The following is a 17,211-nucleotide window of genomic DNA, read 5'->3' as shown; positions in this document are numbered from 1 at the left end:
TGCACATACCATGACCGACGTACGCCGTTGGATCTGGCTGGGCGTTGCCTTGCTGGTTGCCGTGCTGCTTTATAGCCTGCACAACATCCTCACCCCATTCCTGATCGGTATCCTGCTGGCTTACCTGGCCGACCCTCTGGTCGACCGCCTTGAACGCCTGGGGCTGTCGCGCACCTGGGGCGTGATCGTGGTGTTCGGCTTGTTCACACTACTGTTGCTGGCCTTGCTGCTGGTGCTGGTGCCGCTGCTGGCCAAGCAGCTGGTGCGCCTCTACGAGCTGGCGCCACAGATGCTCGACTGGCTCGAACACGTGGCCCTGCCCTGGGTGCAGAGCCGCCTGGGCCTGGCTGACGGTTTTTGGAAATTCGACCGGATCAAGGCTGCCATCGGCAGCCACATGGGCCAGACTACCGACATGGTCGGCATGCTGCTGTCGCATGCCACAGCTTCAGGCCTGGCGCTGATGGCCTGGCTGGCCAACATGGTGCTGATCCCGGTAGTGGGCTTCTATTTGCTGCGCGACTGGGACCGGATGATGGCCAAGCTGCGTGGCCTGCTACCGCGCCAGCGCGAGCCGCAAGTGATGGGCCTGGCGGGCGAATGCCATGAAGTGCTGGGGGCGTTCGTGCGTGGGCAATTGATGGTGATGCTGGCCCTGGGGGTCATCTATTCGGCCGGGCTGATGCTGGTGGGGCTGGAGCTGGGGCTGCTGATCGGCATGCTCGCCGGGCTGGCGGCCATCGTGCCGTACATGGGCTTCGTCATCGGCATCGGCGCGGCCCTGGTGGCGGGACTGTTCCAGTTCGCTGGCGACTTGTATCCGATGCTGGGCATCGTTGCGGTGTTCATGGTCGGCCAGGCGCTGGAAGGCATGGTGCTGACGCCGTTGCTGGTGGGTGACCGCATCGGCCTGCACCCGGTGGCGGTGATCTTCGCCATCCTGGCCGGCGGTGAACTGTTCGGCTTCACCGGCGTGCTGCTGGCGCTGCCGGTGGCGGCGGTGATCATGGTGTTGCTGCGGCATGTGCACGACCTGTACAAGGAATCGGAGATGTATGCCGGGGGCGTTGACCCGGAGCTTTGAGGCCAGGCCGCTCCTACACGGCGCGCAGACCCTATTTGGCACGCAACTCCTTGATTTAGCTTGTGCTATCGGTTGCCGCGATTGTGCACCCCGCGTTGCGGGTATAGACTTTGCAGATTGTTCACCAAAGGCCCCCTGCGGTCCTGCGACCGCCCGCGAGCATGAAACCACCGATCCAGTTGCCCCTGGGTGTGCGCCTGCGCGATGACGCCACCTTCATCAACTACTATCCGGGCGCCAATGCTGCGGCATTGGGTTACGTCGAGCGGCTATGCGAAGCCGACGCCGGCTGGACCGAGAGCCTTATCTACCTGTGGGGCAAGCAGGGTGTTGGCCGTAGCCACCTGCTGCAGGCTGCCACCCACCGCTTCCAGCAACGCGGCGAGCCTGCCGTGTACCTGCCCCTGGCACAATTGCTCGACCGCGGCGTCGAGTTGCTCGACTACCTGGCCCAGTACGAACTGGTGTGCATCGACGACTTGCATGTAATCGCCGGCAAGGCTGACTGGGAAGAGGCCATGTTCCACCTGTTCAACCGCCTGCGTGACAGCGGTCGACGGCTGCTGCTGGCGGCCTCGGCGTCGCCGCGCGAGCTGCCGATCAAGCTGCCCGACCTGAAGTCGCGGCTGACCCTGGCCCTGGTATTCCAGATGCGTGGCCTGTCCGACGAAGACAAGCTGCGCGCCCTGCAATTGCGTGCTTCGCGCCGCGGTCTGCACCTTACCGACGAAGTCGGCCACTTCATCCTTACCCGTGGCGCACGCAGCATGAGTGCCCTGTTCGACCTGCTCGAACGCCTCGACCAGGCCTCGTTGCAGGCGCAACGCAAGCTGACCATCCCGTTCCTCAAGGAAACCCTGGGCTGGTAAGTGCCGAAAACGCTGGGCCAGAGCGGCAAAACAAAAAAGTCACATCTTTTTCGATAAAATTTGCAAATGGCCATGATAGAGGGCATAGTTTCACCCTTCTAAAGGATTACAGACACGGTCGTGCCCATGCTGAAGCGCTTCGCACCCCTCGTGCCACTCGCACTCGTGACCCTGCTTTTTGGCTGTGCGGCCCATGGCCCGGCTTCTCATTCCGAGCAGCAGCCCCAGGATCACACCCCGATCGCCGCAGAATCGGCGTTCAAGGCCAAAGCCTCGTCCTCGTCGGTATTCGGCGAGCCGGAAGAGCTGGCCACCGAAGATGACCTGGAGGCGTTCTCCAGCAGCAAGCCTTACCAGTTGCCAGTCTTGGCTGACAGCATTCTCGAGCGTGGCATGTCGCTGATCGGCACCCGCTACCGCTTCGGCGGCACCTCGGAGAAATCCGGCTTCGACTGCAGTGGTTTCATCGGCTACCTGTTCCGCGAAGAGGCGGGCGTGACCCTGCCGCGTTCGACGCGGGAAATGATCAACGTCGATGCCCCGAAAGTGGCGCGCAACAAGCTCAAGCCAGGCGACCTGCTGTTCTTCAGCACCAACGGCCGCGGCCGCGTCAGCCATGCCGGCATCTACCTGGGTGACAACCAGTTCATCCACTCCAGCAGCCGCCGCAGCGGTGGCGTGCGCATCGACAGCCTCGGTGACCGCTACTGGAGCAAGACCTTCATCGAAGCCAAGCGTGCCTTGGCCATGGCGCCGACCAATATCGCGCGCAACTGATAGCAAAATGATGTACCCTGCCGCGGCGGCGATGCTTTGAAAAAAGCTCGCCGCCGTGCGCATTTATAGAAAGCGTCTAATCTAAATTCTCAACTCTTTTCGGCTGCGGCCCCGCGACCTCAGACAGGATGTTCTGGCCATGGTAAAAATGGCGCGCTTCGCATTGATCTCCCTGGCGGCCTTGCTGGCTGCCTGCTCCAGCCGCGCGCCTGCGCCGGCCCCTGTGGTACAGCCACAGGTCACCTACAGTCAGCCCAGCCCATCGCCAATCGCCGACGACGTGTTGATACGTGCCATCGGCCTGGTGGGCACGCCTTATCGCTGGGGCGGCAATACCCCGGATTCCGGCTTCGACTGCAGTGGCTTGATCAAGTATGTCTACCGGGATGCGGCTGGCATCAGCTTGCCGCGTTCGACGCGAGAGATGATTGTCATGCGTGCGCCGACAGTCGATGCCGGGTCGCTGCAGTCCGGTGACCTGGTGTTCTTTGCCACCGGCGGAGGTTCGCAGGTCAGTCATGCCGGCATCTATGTCGGGGAGGGGCGCTTCGTGCATGCACCTTCCACAGGCGGCACGGTGCGCCTGGACTACCTGTCCAACAGCTACTGGGCCAAGGCCTACCTGCAGGCCAAGCGGGTGATCCCTTCGGGCCACCTGGCGCAGAATCCGTGAATGCCAGCCTGGCGCGGTCCTTGTAGGGGCGCGCCAGGTGCCGGCGCTGGTTCGCCCCCGGCAGGGCTCATCGGGCCTTGCTCACCCGCCAGATCACATTGCCGACATCATCGGCTACCAGCACTCCGCCGCGCCCGTCATTGATCACGCCCACCGGGCGCCCCATGGCCTCGCCACGGGCGTTGAGAAACCCGGTGAGCAGGTCCACGGGCTGGCCCGAGGGTGTTCCCGATGCGTCGAACGGCACGAAAATCACCTTGTAGCCGCTGTGTGGCTTGCGGTTCCACGAGCCGTGCTGACCAACGAATGCGCCCTGTTCGAAGGGGGCTGGTAGCCCACCTGGCTCGGCGAACGCCAGCCCCAGCGATGCCGTGTGTGGACCCACGGCATAGTCTGGTACCAGCGCCTGGGCCACCTTGTCGGGGTCAGGTGGTTGCACACGCTCGTCAATGTGCTGGCCGTAATAGCTATAGGGCCAGCCGTAGAAGCCACCTTCCTTCACCGAAGTGATGTAGTCCGGTACCAGGTCGCTGCCGATCTCGTCGCGCTCATTGACCGCCGTCCACAGAACGCCGCTGTGTGGCTCCCAGGCCAACCCGTTGGGGTTGCGCAGGCCGGTGGCGAACAGGCGGTGCTGGCCACTGGCAGGGTCTACTTCCCAGATCGCGGCACGGTCTTGCTCCTTGTCCAGGCCGTTTTCACCTACGTTGCTGTTGGAGCCCACCGTGACATAGAGCTTCTTGCCGTCGGGGCTGGCGATCACATTCTTGGTCCAGTGATGGTTCAGCGGGCCGCCGGGCAACTCCGTCACCACATGACCCTCGCCGGTGATCTGCATTGCCCCTGGCTCATAATGGAAACGTAGCAACTTGTCGGTATCGGCTACGTAGAAGTCCTTGTTCACCAATGCCATGCCGAACGGTGAATTCAGGCCTTCGATGAAAGTACTGCGGATCTCTGCGATACCGTCATGATTGGCATCACGCAGCAGGGTAATGCGGTTGGCGCTGGGCACGCCTGCGCCTGCGCGTTTCATCACCTTCTGCATCACCCAACCACGCAGACCCTTGGCGTCTTCGGGTTTGGGAGGAGCGTTGGTTTCGGCTACCAGGACGTCGCCGTTGGGCAGTAGATAAAGCCAGCGGGGGTGGTCCAAACCGCTGGCGAACGCTTTCACCTGAGTGCCTGGTGCTGCTTCAGGCTTGACATCGTTGGGCCATCCCACTGCTGGGGCGATGTTTACGGTGGGCAGGATCGTTTTGGTTGGAGCAGGCAGTTGAGGGGTAGGGCCACTGCCATCGTGTACATCCAGCAGGGCGGTTTCGCCGCAGGCGGTCAGGCTGGCGACGAACAGCCAAGGCATCAAGTGTTTCATGGACGGCAATTCTCCGGAGAAGGCCTATGGAACTGAGAAATCGGCGAAGTGCCTCGGGTTCCGGCAACCATTCAACTAATGTTGATGCTGATGCTGATGCTGTTGCTGTTGCTGATGCTGTTGCTGTTGCTGATGCTGTTGCTGATGCTGTTGCTGTTGCTGTTGCTGTTGCTGTTGCTGTTGCTGTTGCTGTTGCTGTTGCTGTTGCTGTTGCTGTTGCTGTTGCTGTTGCTGTTGCTGTTGCTGTTGCTGTTGCTGTTGCTGTTGCTGTTGCTGTTGCTGTTGCTGTTGCTGTTGCTCGGCTGTTGCTGTTGCTTTTAAGCGCGCGATAGTTCAGGCGCCGCCGATTGCGACTTCAGGAGGCCGAGCGAAGGGCTTGCGGAGGGAGGTGACGGGCATGGATGCCCGTCAAGCGCTGAGGCCCCATGGATGGGGCCTGCAGCGCGTCCTCCCGGGAGCAAGCCCGTAGCGAGGGGACCCCGGAGCGCAGCGTAGGGGCCGGATGATGGGAGCGGGCGGTTTTTGGTTACTTTTTGCCAAGACAAAAAGTAACCCGCCGTAAGGGCGGCAAGGTGACTAAGTGCCGCCTTTGAAAATGAATGTTGACCTTGTTGTTGAAGCCTACGCCTGAAAGCGAAAAGCGAAAAGCGAAAAGCGAAAAGCGAAAAGCGAAAAGCGGGATAGCGCTGGTTTTTATCGCGCGCAAAGTCCATTGGCGATGGCGACGCTGACTCACCTTTTCGCCCTTACGGCGAGTCACTTTTTGCCAAACGCGGCAAAAAGTAACCAAAAAACGCTGCGCTCCTATCATCCGGCCCCTACGCTGCGCTCCGGGGTTCCCTCACTCCGGCCTCGCTCCCGGGAGGACGCGCTGCAGGCCCCATCCATGGGGCCTCAGCGCTTGACGGGCATCCATGCCCGTCACCTCCCTCCGCAAGGCCTGCGTTCGGCCTCCTGAAGTCGCGAAGATCAAGATCAAGATCAAGAGCAAGAGCAAGATCAAGATCAAGATCAAGATCAAGATCAAGATCAAGATCAAGAGCAAGAGCAAGAGCAAGAGCAAGAGCAAGAGCAAGAGCAAGAGCAAGAGCAAGAGCGAGAGTATGTCTCTGAGCTGAACGGCTGACAGGCACCTCGTGGCGCAGGGCGTACCCACAGAACTCGGTTACCGGACGCAGCTCCACTCCCTGCGTTGGGCCGAATGCTGCTTTCCGGCTGAGATCAGTACAGATCAAACCTGCTTGATCAGCAGCGCTACACCCGGAAAATACTGCCCCAGATCGTTATGCAGCTTGCGCAAGGCATACGGGAAGTACCAGGCAATCGCGCAAGCGGTGTGTTTCTGCAAGTCGTCGACCAAGTCCTGCAGTTCCTCCGGGCTGGCATGCTGGCCAGCCTTCCATGGGCTGACGAAGAGCGCCCCAGCCCTCAACTGACTGGGGCCGGCTACCTGGTGGGCAACAGCGGCGGTCTGCTGCAGGGGCCCCGCCATGTCCAGCCGGGCAATTTTTGGCCAGCGCTGGCTGACACTGAGGTACAACGCTTCGTCGGCACCGCGGATCAACAGGTCGCAGCGCCCTTCGAATTCCCCTTCATCACGCTGCTTCTTCCCCGCAAACTGCTGCAGCGCCGCCAGCTCGGCCTGCCAAGCCGCCGCGGCCAACAACCCGGCATTTGCCGCTGCGCCATGCCAGTGCGGCGCTTCGGCATCACCGGCAAACTGGTTGAAACGGTCAATGCAGTCAACCCAGCGCTCCAGCACAGGGCTTAGAAACTCAAGGCGCGGGTTTCTGATGATCTGGCCTCGCATGCGGCACTCTCCTGTTGTTGTTGTAATCGCATTTGGCTACAAATGATGGCTATGTGATATCACTGTGTGCAGTACAGCACAACCCGATGAATTGGCCATTACCGGGGCGGTACCTGTTCGCCTGCAAAGCAGCCCGCTTCGATTGACGCTCCTGATACAACCCACTAACCTTCGCGCGTGTTTCAGGTGTCCTGCCAGCGCTGTCTGGGCAGGGTGAAACTGGGAAGCCGGTGGGCGCCAGCAAGGTGCGAGTCCGGCGCTGCCCCCGCAACGGTAGGTGAGACGCGGCCGCGCAGGGCCACTGGGTGCCAGCATCCGGGAAGGCGCGCTGGCCTGGGCCGAGGCCCGCTCACAAGCCCGGAGACCGGCCTGATACTGCCAACGGCATCACGGAGGGTGATGCGCGGTGCACCGTGGCTGACGGCCATGGCTCCTGCGCGTTCTCCGTTTGCCCGCCTATTACCTGTCGCCGCGCGTTGCCGGGGTGCCAGCCAGCGGAGAACCCTGATGAGCGAGACCACCGGACGCGACGAACGCCACCTGGCGCGCATGCAGCGCAAGAAAGCGATCATCGACGAACGTATCGCCAATTCCCCCAACGAATGCGGCCTGCTGCTGGTGCTGACCGGCAATGGCAAGGGCAAGAGCAGCTCGGCCTTCGGCATGCTCGCGCGCGCCCTGGGCCATGGCATGCAGTGCGGTGTGGTGCAGTTCATCAAGGGCCGCAACAGCACCGGCGAAGAGCTGTTCTTCCGGCGCTTTCCGGAGCAGGTGCGTTACCACGTGATGGGCGAGGGCTTTACCTGGGAAACCCAGGACCGCCAACGCGACATTGCCGCCGCCGAAGCAGCCTGGGCCGTGTCGCGTCAGTTGCTGCAGGACCCGGGCGTACAGTTCGTGGTGCTGGATGAGCTGAACATCGCCCTCAAGCATGGCTACCTCGACCTTGACCAGGTGCTGGCCGACATCCAGGCGCGCCCGCCGATGCAGCATGTGATCGTGACTGGCCGCGCCGCCAAACCGGAAATGATCGAACTGGCCGACACCGTGACCGAGATGGGCATGCTCAAGCACGCGTTCCAGGCCGGTATCCGCGCACAGAAGGGCGTCGAACTGTGAGCCAGCCCCGTCATTGCCCCGCCGTATTGATCGCGGCACCGGCCTCCGGCCAGGGCAAGACCACCGTCACCGCCGCCCTAGCCCGCCTGCACCGCAACCTCGGGCGCAAGGTGCGGGTGTTCAAGTGCGGGCCCGATTTCCTCGACCCGATGATCCTCGAACGGGCCAGCGGTGCGCCGGTCTACCAGCTGGATCTGTGGATGATCGGTGCCGAGGAAAGTCGCCGTTTGTTGTGGGAGGCAGCCGCCGAGGCCGACCTGATTCTCATCGAAGGGGTGATGGGGCTGTTCGACGGTACCCCGTCCAGCGCCGACCTGGCCCGTCACTTCGGTGTCCCGGTGCTGGCGGTGATCGACGGCACGGCCATGGCCCAGACCTTCGGTGCCCTGGCCCTGGGCCTGGCACGCTACCAGGCCGATCTGCCATTCGCGGGTGTGCTGGCCAACCGGGTGGGCAGCCTGCGCCACGCACAATTGCTCGAAGGTAGCCTGACCGAAGGCTTGCGCTGGTATGGCGGTTTGTCCCGCGAGCGCGGCATCGAACTGCCCAGCCGCCACCTGGGGCTGGTCCAGGCCAGTGAACTGAATGACCTGGATGCCCGTCTGGACGCCGCTGCCGAAGCGCTCGGCGCTAGCTGCGACGCTGCCTTGCCACCGCCGGTGGCGTTCGCCGAACCCGTACCATACAGCTGCAACGCCTCGCTGGCTGGGGTGCGTATCGGCGTGGCGCGGGACGAAGCCTTTGCCTTCATCTATGGCGCCAATCTCGATTTGCTGCGCAAACTCGGTGCCCAACTCGAGTTCTTCTCGCCGTTGCATGATCGCGAACTGCCGACGGTGGACAGCCTGTACCTGCCGGGTGGTTATCCCGAGCTGCACCATCACGCCCTTGCCGCCAATGCGCCGATGAACGCGGCGATCCGGGCTCATCACGCCCAGGGCAAACCGTTGCTGGCCGAGTGCGGCGGCATGCTGTACCTGCTCGATGCCCTGACCGATGTGGCTGGCGAGCGTGCCGAGTTGCTCGGCCTGCTGCCCGGCGAAGCGACCATGCAGAAGCGCCTGGCGGCCCTGGCGCTGCAGGCGGTGGAACTCCCCGAAGGCACCTTGCGCGGGCACACCTATCACCATTCGCTGACCCGTACCGCGCTGGAACCGATCGCCCGTGGCCTGAGCCCCAACGGTGGGCGTGGCAATGAAGCGGTGTACCGCCTGGGGCGGCTGACGGCTTCCTACGTGCACTTCTACTTTCCCTCCAATCCGGATGCGGTGGCGGCGCTGTTGCGACCATGAGCGAACACGCATACAGCGACGCCGAGCGTGCCGCGATCTACCGCGCCATCGGCGAGCGCCGGGACATGCGCCACTTCGCCGCTGGCGAGGTGGCTCCGGAGCTGCTCGGCCGCCTGCTTGCCGCTGCGCACCAGGCGCCCAGCGTAGGCCTGATGCAACCCTGGCGATTCATCCGTATCAGCCGGCGTGACCTGCGCGCACAGATCCAGGCGCTGGTGGAAGCCGAACGGGTGCGGACTGCCGAGGCCCTGGGCGAACGCTCCGACGCCTTCATGAAACTGAAGGTGGAAGGTATCAACGACTGCGCCGAATTGCTGGTGGCCGCGCTGATGGACAACCGCGAACCCCATATCTTCGGCCGCCGCACCCTGCCGGAAATGGACCTGGCCTCGCTGGCCTGCGCTATCCAGAACCTGTGGCTGGCGGCCCGTGGTGAAGGGCTGGGCATGGGCTGGGTGTCGCTGTTCGACCCGCAGGCCTTGGCTGCGCTGCTGGGCATGCCGGCCGGAGCCAAGCCGGTCGCGGTACTGTGCCTGGGCCCGGTGACCGAGTTCTACCCGGCACCGATGCTGGTGCTGGAAAACTGGGCCGAGGAACGGCCCTTGAGCGAAATGCTGTTCGAGAACCAATGGGGAGAGCGCCAATGAGCGTGGCCTTGCTGACCGTGGCCGGGGTGGCCCTGGATGCCTTGCTGGGCGAACCGCAGCGGCGTCACCCGCTGGTGGCTTTTGGCAACATGGCCAGCAACCTCGAGCGGCGCCTGAATACCGGCGGGCGCGGCTGGCGCAGCCACGGGGTGAGCGCGTGGTTCCTGGCGGTGGTCCCATTGACCCTGGTGGCCCTGGTCCTGTCCTGGTTGCCGTATATCGGCTGGCTGGTCGACATGCTGGCGCTGTACTGCGCCGTTGGCCTGCGCAGCCTGGGCGAGCACGTGCTGCCGGTCGCCAATGCCTTGCGCCAGGGCGACCTGGAGGAAGCGCGGCGCCGCGTGGGCTTCCTGGTCAGCCGCGAAACCCGCGAGCTGGACGAGCCCGCCGTGGCCCGGGCGGCCACCGAGTCGGTGCTGGAAAACGGCAGTGATGCAGTGTTCGCCGCACTGTTCTGGTTCGTCGTGGCCGGCGCGCCGGGGGTGGTGCTGTATCGCCTGAGCAACACGCTCGACGCCATGTGGGGCTACCGCAACGAACGTTTCGAACGCTTCGGCTGGTGCGCAGCGCGTGTCGACGACGTGCTCAACTATATCCCCGCCAGGCTGGTGGCGCTGACCTATGCACTGCTGGGCAAGACCCGCCTGGCCCTGGCCTGCTGGCGCCAGCAGGGCCCGCTGTGGGACAGCCCCAACGCCGGGCCGGTGATGGCCGCCGGTGCGGGCGCGCTGGGCGTGGAACTGGGTGGGCCGGCGGTGTACCACGGTGAGCTGCACGAGCGACCGCGCCTGGGTGACGGGCCAGTGGCCGATGCCGAGGCCATCGAGCGTGGCTGGGGGCTGGTGCAGCGCGGGGTGTGGCTGTGGCTGCTGGTTATCTGCCTGGGGGCTTACATCAATGCTTGAACATGGTGGCCGCCTGCTGCGTGCGGTGCGGCAATATGGCATCGCCCGGGAACACTGGCTGGACTTGTCCAGTGGCATTGCGCCGTGGTCTTTTCCGATCCCGCCGATTCCGCTGGAGGCCTGGGCTCGTCTGCCAGAAACCGAGGACGGCCTGGAGCAGGCCGCACGCGCGTACTACGGCGCCCGCCAATTGCTGCCGGTAGCCGGTTCGCAGGCCGCGATCCAGGCCCTGCCGTTGCTCCGCACAGCGTGTCGTGTGGGCGTGCTCGCACCGTGCTATGCCGAGCACCCGTACGCCTGGCAGCGGGCGGGGCACCAGTTGCTGGAGCTGGACGAAGCCAAGGTCGAGGCGATGCTCGACAACCTCGACGTGCTGGTGCTGGTCAACCCGAACAACCCAACCGGCCACCGGGTGCCACCTGAACGTCTGCTGGAATGGCACGCGCGCCTGTCTGCCCGCAATGGCTGGCTGCTGGTCGACGAAGCGTTCATGGACAACACCCCGGCCGACAGCGTGATTGGCCATGCCGATCGCCCGGGCCTGATAGTGCTGCGCTCATTCGGCAAGTTCTTCGGCCTGGCGGGCGTGCGCCTGGGCTTTGTCGCCGCCGAACGCAGCCTGTTGCTGCGCCTGGCCGAGTTGCTCGGCCCGTGGACCGTCAACGGCCCGACCCGGGTACTGGCCCAGGCCAGCCTGGCTGACCACGCCCGCCAGCGCCTGCAGGTTGAACGCTGCGCCGCCGCCAGCCAGCGGCTGGCCGTGATGCTGGACCGCGCCGGCCTGACGCCCAGCGGCGGTTGCGATCTGTTCCAGTACGTGCGCTGCGAGCACGCTGCGCAATTGCATGATTTTCTCGCTCGCCGTGGCATCCTGGTACGCCTGTTCGAACAGCCGCCGGCACTACGCCTGGGGCTGCCTGCCTGTGAAGCAGATGAACTGCGCCTGGCCCAGGCCCTGGCGGCCTATCAGAAGGAAACGGCATGACCACCCTCATGGTGCAAGGCACCACCTCCGACGCGGGCAAGAGCACGCTGGTGACCGCACTGTGCCGCTGGCTGTTGCGCCAGGGGGTCGGCGTGGTGCCGTTCAAGCCGCAGAACATGGCGCTGAACAGCGCAGTGACTGCCGACGGCGGTGAAATCGGCCGGGCCCAGGCAGTGCAGGCCCAGGCCTGCCGGCTGGAACCGCACACCGACATGAACCCGGTGCTGCTCAAACCCAACAGCGACACCGGCGCCCAGGTCATCATTCATGGTCGTGCCGTCGCCAGCATGAACGCGGTGGCCTATCACGACTACAAGGCCATCGCCATGCAGGCGGTGCTGGCCTCGCACCAGCGCCTGAGCGCTGGCTGGCCGGTGGTCATGGTCGAGGGTGCGGGTTCGCCAGCGGAAATCAACCTGCGTGCCGGCGACATTGCCAACATGGGCTTTGCCGAAGCGGTGGACTGCCCGGTGATCCTGGTCGCCGACATCAACCGCGGCGGCGTGTTCGCCCACCTGGTGGGCACGCTGGAGTTGCTGTCAGCCAGCGAACAGGCGCGGGTCAAGGGCTTCGTCATCAACCGTTTCCGCGGCGACATCGGCTTGCTGCAGCCGGGGCTGGACTGGCTGGAACAGCGCACCGGCAAACCGGTGCTGGGTGTGCTGCCGTATGTCAGCGACCTGCACCTGGAAGCCGAGGACGGCATCGATGCTCGCCAGGGAGCCAAGGCCGGGCGCGTGCTCAAGGTAATCGTCCCGGTGCTGCCACGTATCAGCAACCACACCGACTTCGACCCGCTGCGCCTGCACCCGCAGGTGGACCTGCAGTTCATTGGCCCGGGCCAGCCGATCCCGGCTGCCGACCTGATCATCCTGCCGGGCTCGAAAAGCGTGCGCGGCGACCTGGCGCAACTGCGCGAACGCGGTTGGGACAAGGCCATCGAGCGGCACCTGCGCTATGGCGGCAAGCTGATCGGAATCTGCGGTGGCCTGCAGATGCTTGGCCGCGAAGTGCATGACCCGCTCGGCCTCGAAGGCGCTGCCGGCTCGAGCCCCGGGCTTGGCCTGTTCGATTACGCCACGGTGCTCGAAGCCGACAAGCAACTGCGCAACGTTGCCGGTACGCTGAGCCTTGAAGCAGCCCCGGTTGCCGGTTATGAAATTCACGCTGGCGTCACCCGCGGGCCTGCCCTGGAGCGGCCTGCCGTGCAGCTTGCCGATGGCCGTTGCGATGGTGCTGTCAGTGCCGATGGCCAGGTGCTGGCCACTTACCTGCACGGCCTGTTCGAAGGCAGCCAGTCGTGCGCGGCGCTGCTGCGCTGGGCTGGCCTGGAGGACGTGCAGCGCGTCGATTACCAGGCCCTGCGCGAACGCGATATCGAGCGCCTGGCCGACCTGGTGGAAAACCATCTGGACACCGCGCGCCTGCGCCAGCTGTGTGGAGTGGCCTGACATGCGTAACCTGATCCTCGGCGGTGCCCGCTCCGGCAAGAGCCGCCTGGCCGAACAACTGGCCAACAGCAGCGGCCAGCCAGTGACCTACATCGCCACCAGCCAGCCGCTGGACGGTGAAATGAATACCCGTGTGCAGTTGCACCGCCAGCGGCGCCCGGCAGACTGGGGCCTGATCGAAGAGCCCCTGGCCCTGGCCGCCGTGCTGCGCGCCGAAGCGGCCGAAGGGCGCTGCCTGCTGGTGGATTGCCTGACCCTGTGGCTGACCAACCTGCTGATGCTCGAAGACGACCAGCGCCTGGCCGAGGAACGTGATGCGCTACTGGCCTGCCTGGAGCAACTGCCGGGCACTGTCATCCTGGTCAGTAACGAAACCGGCCTGGGCGTCGTGCCCATGGGCGAGCTGACCCGGCGCTATGTCGACCTGGCCGGCTGGCTGCACCAGGCCGTGGCCGAACGCTGCCAGCGCGTGGTGCTCACCGTGGCTGGCCTGCCCCTAATGCTCAAAGGACCTGCACTATGACTCAAGCCTGGTGGCGTGACGCCTGCCAACCCCTCGACACCGCCGCCATGGACCAGGCCCGCGCCCGCCAGCAGCAGCTGACCAAGCCTGCCGGTTCACTCGGCCAGCTGGAAGGCCTGGCCATTCAGCTGGCGGGCCTGCAAGGGCGTGAACGGCCAAGCCTGGAGCAGCTTGCCATCAGCCTTTTTGCCGGTGATCACGGCGTGGTCGAAGAGGGTATCTCGGCCTATCCGCAAGCGGTGACCGGGCAGATGCTGCGCAACTTCGTCGGCGGCGGCGCGGCAATCAGCGTGCTGGCGCGCCAGCTGCAGGCCAGCCTGGAAGTGATCGACCTGGGTACCATCGACCCGCATCTGCAGCTGCCTGGCGTACGCCATCTGCGCCTGGGCGCCGGCACGGCCAACTTCGCCCGCCAGCCCGCGATGACCGAGGGCCAGTTGCAGGCGGCTCTGCAGGCCGGCCGCGACAGCGCGCTGCGCGCTGCCGAACAGGGCGCGCAGTTGTTCATTGGCGGCGAGATGGGCATTGGCAACACCACCGCCGCCGCAGCCCTGGCCAGCGTGCTGCTGGGCTGCCCGGCTGTCGAGCTGAGCGGCCCGGGCACCGGCCTGGATGACGCCGGTGTGCGGCACAAGGCGGAGGTCATCGAGCGGGCACTGCGCCTGCATGACCTGCGCGCCGAAGCGCCATTGCAGGCACTGGGCTGCGTGGGTGGTTTCGAGATCGCTGCGTTGGCGGGTGCCTACCTGGGCTGCGCGCAGGCGGGTATCGCGGTGCTGGTGGACGGCTTCATCTGCAGCGTTGCCGCGCTGCTGGCGGTGCGCCTCAACCCGCAGTGCCGGGCCTGGCTGCTGTTCGCCCACCAGGGCGCAGAACCTGGGCACAAGACGGTGCTGGCCGCATTGCAGGCCGAACCGTTGCTGGCTTTGGGCCTGCGCCTGGGCGAGGGCAGTGGTGCTGCCCTGGCTGTGCCGTTGTTGCGCCTGGCCTGTGCCCTGCATGGGCAGATGGCGACCTTTGCCGAAGCAGCAGTGGCGGACCGCCCGGCATGATTCTCGACCTGTTGCGCCATGGTGAGACAGAGCATGGCGGCCTGCGTGGCAGCCTTGACGATGTCCTGACCGACAAGGGTTGGGCGCAGATGCGCAATGCGGTGGCTGAAGCTGGCCCGTGGCAGGTGCTGGTCAGTTCGCCGCTGCAGCGTTGTGCGCGTTTTGCCGATGAACTGGGTGCCCGCTTGAACCTGCCGGTGCAGCTTGAGCCGGCCCTGCAGGAGCTGCATTTCGGTGACTGGGAAGGCCGCAGCGCGGCGCAGATCATGGAACACCAGGCGGATGCACTGGGGCGCTTCTGGGCAGACCCATACGGGTTTACCCCGCCCAATGGTGAGCCGGTCGCGGTGTTTGCCGAGCGTGTATTGGCGGCTGTCGAGCGGCTGCGCCATGAGCATGCCGGCAAGCGTGTGTTGCTGATCACCCATGGCGGCGTGATGCGGCTGTTGCTGGCCCGTGCCCGTGGCTTGCCAAGGGCCCAGCTGCTGCAGGTAGAGGTCGGCCACGCTGCATTGATGCGGCTGCTGCCGGGTGATGACGGCCACTGGATCGAAGGGCGCTGAGATGTTGCCGTTCTGGATTGCCTTGCAGTTTCTCAGCAGCTTGCCGGTGCGCCTGCCGGGCATGCCGGCACCGCGTGAAGTGGGGCGTTCGTTGTTGTGCTACCCGCTGGTAGGGTTGCTGTTCGGCCTGTTGCTGTGGCTGGCCAGCCACCTGCTGCAGGCGGCCCCGGCACCGCTGCATGCAGCTTTGCTGCTGACATTGTGGGTGCTGCTCAGCGGTGCCTTGCACCTGGATGGGCTGGCTGACAGCGCCGATGCCTGGCTGGGCGGTTTCGGCGACCGCGAGCGTACCCTGCAGATCATGAAAGACCCGCGCAGCGGGCCGATTGCCGTGGTCACCCTGGTCTTGGTGCTATTGCTGAAGTTCTGTGCCCTGTGGGTACTGGTCGAGCAGGGTAGCGGGGTGCAGTTGCTGCTGGCACCGCTGATCGGGCGGGCGGCGATGCTCGGGTTGTTCCTGAGTACGCCCTACGTGCGCCCGGGCGGTCTGGGACAAGCGCTGGCCGAGCATCTGCCCCGGGCGGCGGCCGCTTGGGTGCTGCTGGGTTGTGCGCTCTTCTGCCTGGTCCTGAGCGGGTGGATCGTGGTGCTGGCGCTGGCCATATTCGGTTGGCTGCGGCAGCTGATGTGTCGGCGCCTCGGTGGCACCACCGGAGATACCGCTGGCGCGTTGCTGGAGTTGCTCGAACTGGGCGTTGTGCTGGGATTGGCGTTGGGCCTGTAGTAGCGCCCAAGACGTTTCTGTAGGCGCTTTCCGAGCTGAACGTGCCGGTAACCTCCTGAAAAAGCTTGGCAGAAGGTGCTATCGCTCACTGGCGTATGCTCGACCTTCCGCTAACGTGCGAGGAGGGGACGCATGCGTCACGTCATTCTTGGGGTTGTATTGCTGGTCGTCGGGCCTGTTGTAGCCGCTGCGGATCTCATTGCGTTCTGGGACACCCCTCGCCACGGTGGCAACAGCTTCAACCGGCTGCCTCCCGATCAAGCCTACTTCGATGCCTTGCGTGGTTATGGCGCGACTTGGGTGCGGCTGTCCTACGACAAATGGCAGCCGGCAGGACGTGACTTCCTGCTTGGCGATGCCGATGCCTATCAGGGCCTGCCCGCAGCCGACCTGGCCACCCTGCGTACCGCACTCGACCGAGCCCACCAGGCGGGGCTCAAGGTAGTTATCGCACCGCTCTCGCTGCCCGGCATGCGCTGGTCGCAAAACAACCAGGGCCGGTTCGACGACCGCCTGTGGCAGGACAAACGCTACTGGGTGCAGGCTGCCGCATTCTGGCGCGATATGGCCCGTGAGCTAAAGGCTCATCCGGCCATCGCGGCCTACAACCTGATCAATGAACCCGCGCCGGAGAAACACGGCGGCCTGGCCGAGCATGCCGACGCCAGGCAGATGCAGCAGTGGTACGCGCAAGCGCGGGGTAGCGCGCGTGATCTGCCGGCGCTGTATCAATAACTGATAGCGGCCATTCGTGAGCAAGATGCCGTGACACCGGTCATGGTCGATGCTGGTTGGTATGCGGCCGCCGACGCCTTTGATTACTGGCCAGCCCCCTTGGACGACCAGCGGGTGCTGTACAGCGTGCACATGTACGAGCCCTACACGGTCACCAGTGCGTCGAACATGAAGCGCAAGCGCCCCATCGCTTACCCCGGCCCGGCACCGTTCGCAGGGCAGATACAGCAGTGGGATGGCCAACGGGTGGCCCAGTACCTGGGGCAACCGCTCGATTGGGCCGAAACCATGAAGGTGCCACGCGAGCGCCTGGTGGTGGCTGAGTTTGGCTGCATGCGCAGGCTGCCGGGGTGCCGGCGATACCTGGAAGACGTGCTCGGCGTGCTGGAGCACAACCGCTTGCACTGGGCGTTCTACAGTTTTCGCGAAGACAGCTGGGATGGCATGGACTACGAACTGGGCTCGGCAAGGTCCCATGGCGGTACTGGCAGGCGATCGAACAGGGGGCTCCGGACCCGTTGTCGCGCAAGGCCAGCGCGGAATTCGAACCGATCCGCAAACGCTTGAACCCGGAGTGAGGGTCATCGGCAAACTACGAAATATCTTGCAACGCTCATTATGCGGGTA

18 protein-coding genes, 1 pseudogene and 1 riboswitch are annotated in these 17,211 nt (G+C 64.8%); of the genes and pseudogenes, 17 read left to right on the top strand and 2 right to left on the bottom strand.

All coding sequences use genetic code 11. The annotated features are described in order from the left end of the window. The first annotated feature begins 10 nt into the window (after positions 1-10). The 4 genes from JKP78_RS17390 (at position 11) to JKP78_RS17375 (ending at position 3,403) form a co-directional block, all read left to right on the top strand. A complete protein-coding gene (locus tag JKP78_RS17390) occupies positions 11-1,084 on the top strand; it encodes an AI-2E family transporter (protein ID WP_186689764.1) in 1,074 nt (357 codons plus the stop codon). 161 nt (positions 1,085-1,245) lie between these two features. Then, positions 1,246-1,953: a DnaA regulatory inactivator Hda gene (hda, locus tag JKP78_RS17385; protein ID WP_003252443.1), complete on the top strand. Its 708-nt coding sequence runs from the start codon at positions 1,246-1,248 to the stop codon at positions 1,951-1,953. Positions 1,954-2,079: 126 nt separating this feature from the next. After that, entirely contained in the window at positions 2,080-2,730 is a 651-nt protein-coding gene (locus tag JKP78_RS17380) for a C40 family peptidase (RefSeq protein ID WP_186689759.1), read from the top strand. Positions 2,731-2,869: 139 nt separating this feature from the next. After that, positions 2,870-3,403 carry a C40 family peptidase gene (locus JKP78_RS17375; protein WP_170028721.1) on the top strand — a complete coding sequence of 178 codons (534 nt, stop codon included), beginning with the start codon at positions 2,870-2,872 and terminating at the stop codon, positions 3,401-3,403. A gap of 67 nt (positions 3,404-3,470) precedes the next feature. Here JKP78_RS17375 and JKP78_RS17370 read toward each other — a convergent pair whose 3' ends face one another. Further along, entirely contained in the window at positions 3,471-4,778 is a 1,308-nt protein-coding gene (locus tag JKP78_RS17370; RefSeq protein WP_186689757.1) for a PQQ-dependent sugar dehydrogenase, read from the bottom strand. Positions 4,779-4,868: 90 nt separating this feature from the next. Here JKP78_RS17370 and JKP78_RS25145 point away from each other — a divergent pair, with 90 nt between their 5' ends. Both JKP78_RS25145 and JKP78_RS17360 read left to right on the top strand, forming a co-directional pair. After that, the gene (locus JKP78_RS25145) at positions 4,869-5,099 is read left to right on the top strand and encodes a hypothetical protein (RefSeq protein WP_234454638.1); all 231 of its coding nucleotides are present in this window, start codon (positions 4,869-4,871) and stop codon (positions 5,097-5,099) included. Positions 5,100-5,692: 593 nt separating this feature from the next. Next, entirely contained in the window at positions 5,693-5,896 is a 204-nt protein-coding gene (locus tag JKP78_RS17360; protein ID WP_200627070.1) for a hypothetical protein, read from the top strand. A 113-nt stretch (positions 5,897-6,009) separates the two neighbouring features. Here JKP78_RS17360 and JKP78_RS17355 read toward each other — a convergent pair whose 3' ends face one another. Further along, positions 6,010-6,588, bottom strand: a complete 579-nt coding sequence (locus JKP78_RS17355; protein ID WP_170028724.1) for a hypothetical protein — start codon at positions 6,586-6,588, stop codon at positions 6,010-6,012. Between the two features lie 167 nt (positions 6,589-6,755). Further along, a riboswitch (cobalamin riboswitch) is annotated at positions 6,756-6,975 on the top strand. 120 nt (positions 6,976-7,095) lie between these two features. Here JKP78_RS17355 and cobO point away from each other — a divergent pair. The 11 genes and pseudogenes from cobO to JKP78_RS17300 all read left to right on the top strand — a co-directional run bounded on the left by cobO (position 7,096) and on the right by JKP78_RS17300 (position 17,162). Beyond that, positions 7,096-7,707, top strand: coding sequence for a cob(I)yrinic acid a,c-diamide adenosyltransferase (gene cobO, locus JKP78_RS17350; protein ID WP_200627069.1), 612 nt, complete (start codon positions 7,096-7,098; stop codon positions 7,705-7,707). After that, complete coding sequence (locus JKP78_RS17345) at positions 7,704-8,999, top strand: cobyrinate a,c-diamide synthase (RefSeq protein ID WP_186689613.1); 1,296 nt, start codon at positions 7,704-7,706, stop codon at positions 8,997-8,999. Before cobO ends, JKP78_RS17345 begins: the two co-directional genes overlap by 4 nt. Next, positions 8,996-9,646 carry a 5,6-dimethylbenzimidazole synthase gene (bluB, locus tag JKP78_RS17340; protein WP_186689611.1) on the top strand — a complete coding sequence of 217 codons (651 nt, stop codon included), beginning with the start codon at positions 8,996-8,998 and terminating at the stop codon, positions 9,644-9,646. Before JKP78_RS17345 ends, bluB begins: the two co-directional genes overlap by 4 nt. After that, entirely contained in the window at positions 9,643-10,551 is a 909-nt protein-coding gene (gene cbiB / locus JKP78_RS17335) for an adenosylcobinamide-phosphate synthase CbiB (protein ID WP_200627068.1), read from the top strand. Before bluB ends, cbiB begins: the two co-directional genes overlap by 4 nt. Next, on the top strand, positions 10,544-11,536 hold the full coding sequence (cobD, locus tag JKP78_RS17330; RefSeq protein WP_200627067.1) for a threonine-phosphate decarboxylase CobD: 993 nt from the start codon (positions 10,544-10,546) through the stop codon (positions 11,534-11,536). The genes cbiB and cobD overlap by 8 nt, the downstream gene beginning before the upstream one ends. Further along, positions 11,533-12,987: a cobyric acid synthase gene (locus JKP78_RS17325; protein WP_200627066.1), complete on the top strand. Its 1,455-nt coding sequence runs from the start codon at positions 11,533-11,535 to the stop codon at positions 12,985-12,987. The genes cobD and JKP78_RS17325 overlap by 4 nt, the downstream gene beginning before the upstream one ends. A gap of 1 nt (position 12,988) precedes the next feature. Next, a complete protein-coding gene (gene cobU / locus JKP78_RS17320) occupies positions 12,989-13,510 on the top strand; it encodes a bifunctional adenosylcobinamide kinase/adenosylcobinamide-phosphate guanylyltransferase (protein WP_186689603.1) in 522 nt (173 codons plus the stop codon). Further along, positions 13,507-14,562: a nicotinate-nucleotide--dimethylbenzimidazole phosphoribosyltransferase gene (gene cobT / locus JKP78_RS17315; RefSeq protein WP_200627065.1), complete on the top strand. Its 1,056-nt coding sequence runs from the start codon at positions 13,507-13,509 to the stop codon at positions 14,560-14,562. Before cobU ends, cobT begins: the two co-directional genes overlap by 4 nt. Further along, the gene (gene cobC / locus JKP78_RS17310) at positions 14,559-15,125 is read left to right on the top strand and encodes an alpha-ribazole phosphatase family protein (protein ID WP_200627064.1); all 567 of its coding nucleotides are present in this window, start codon (positions 14,559-14,561) and stop codon (positions 15,123-15,125) included. Before cobT ends, cobC begins: the two co-directional genes overlap by 4 nt. Position 15,126: 1 nt before the next feature. Beyond that, on the top strand, positions 15,127-15,849 hold the full coding sequence (locus JKP78_RS17305; RefSeq protein WP_186689601.1) for an adenosylcobinamide-GDP ribazoletransferase: 723 nt from the start codon (positions 15,127-15,129) through the stop codon (positions 15,847-15,849). Between the two features lie 198 nt (positions 15,850-16,047). After that, positions 16,048-17,162: pseudogene (locus JKP78_RS17300) on the top strand (glycoside hydrolase family 5 protein). The last annotated feature ends 49 nt before the right edge of the window (positions 17,163-17,211 follow it).

The sequence above is a fragment of the Pseudomonas sp. LAM2023 genome (assembly GCF_016620375.1).
Lineage (GTDB): Bacteria > Pseudomonadota > Gammaproteobacteria > Pseudomonadales > Pseudomonadaceae > Aquipseudomonas > Aquipseudomonas anuradhapurensis.
This window is presented reverse-complemented; position numbering and strand designations above follow the sequence as displayed.

Coding starts and splice junctions, on each gene's coding strand:
- JKP78_RS17390 (WP_186689764.1), top strand. CDS start 11: ATGACCGACGTACGCCGTTGGATCTGGCTGGGCGTTGCCTTGCTGGTT.
- hda (WP_003252443.1), top strand. CDS start 1,246: ATGAAACCACCGATCCAGTTGCCCCTGGGTGTGCGCCTGCGCGATGAC.
- JKP78_RS17380 (WP_186689759.1), top strand. CDS start 2,080: ATGCTGAAGCGCTTCGCACCCCTCGTGCCACTCGCACTCGTGACCCTG.
- JKP78_RS17375 (WP_170028721.1), top strand. CDS start 2,870: ATGGTAAAAATGGCGCGCTTCGCATTGATCTCCCTGGCGGCCTTGCTG.
- JKP78_RS17370 (WP_186689757.1), bottom strand. CDS start 4,778: ATGAAACACTTGATGCCTTGGCTGTTCGTCGCCAGCCTGACCGCCTGC.
- JKP78_RS25145 (WP_234454638.1), top strand. CDS start 4,869: ATGCTGATGCTGTTGCTGTTGCTGATGCTGTTGCTGTTGCTGATGCTG.
- JKP78_RS17360 (WP_200627070.1), top strand. CDS start 5,693: ATGCCCGTCACCTCCCTCCGCAAGGCCTGCGTTCGGCCTCCTGAAGTC.
- JKP78_RS17355 (WP_170028724.1), bottom strand. CDS start 6,588: ATGCGAGGCCAGATCATCAGAAACCCGCGCCTTGAGTTTCTAAGCCCT.
- cobO (WP_200627069.1), top strand. CDS start 7,096: ATGAGCGAGACCACCGGACGCGACGAACGCCACCTGGCGCGCATGCAG.
- bluB (WP_186689611.1), top strand. CDS start 8,996: ATGAGCGAACACGCATACAGCGACGCCGAGCGTGCCGCGATCTACCGC.
- cbiB (WP_200627068.1), top strand. CDS start 9,643: ATGAGCGTGGCCTTGCTGACCGTGGCCGGGGTGGCCCTGGATGCCTTG.
- cobD (WP_200627067.1), top strand. CDS start 10,544: ATGCTTGAACATGGTGGCCGCCTGCTGCGTGCGGTGCGGCAATATGGC.
- JKP78_RS17325 (WP_200627066.1), top strand. CDS start 11,533: ATGACCACCCTCATGGTGCAAGGCACCACCTCCGACGCGGGCAAGAGC.
- cobU (WP_186689603.1), top strand. CDS start 12,989: ATGCGTAACCTGATCCTCGGCGGTGCCCGCTCCGGCAAGAGCCGCCTG.
- cobT (WP_200627065.1), top strand. CDS start 13,507: ATGACTCAAGCCTGGTGGCGTGACGCCTGCCAACCCCTCGACACCGCC.
- cobC (WP_200627064.1), top strand. CDS start 14,559: ATGATTCTCGACCTGTTGCGCCATGGTGAGACAGAGCATGGCGGCCTG.
- JKP78_RS17305 (WP_186689601.1), top strand. CDS start 15,127: ATGTTGCCGTTCTGGATTGCCTTGCAGTTTCTCAGCAGCTTGCCGGTG.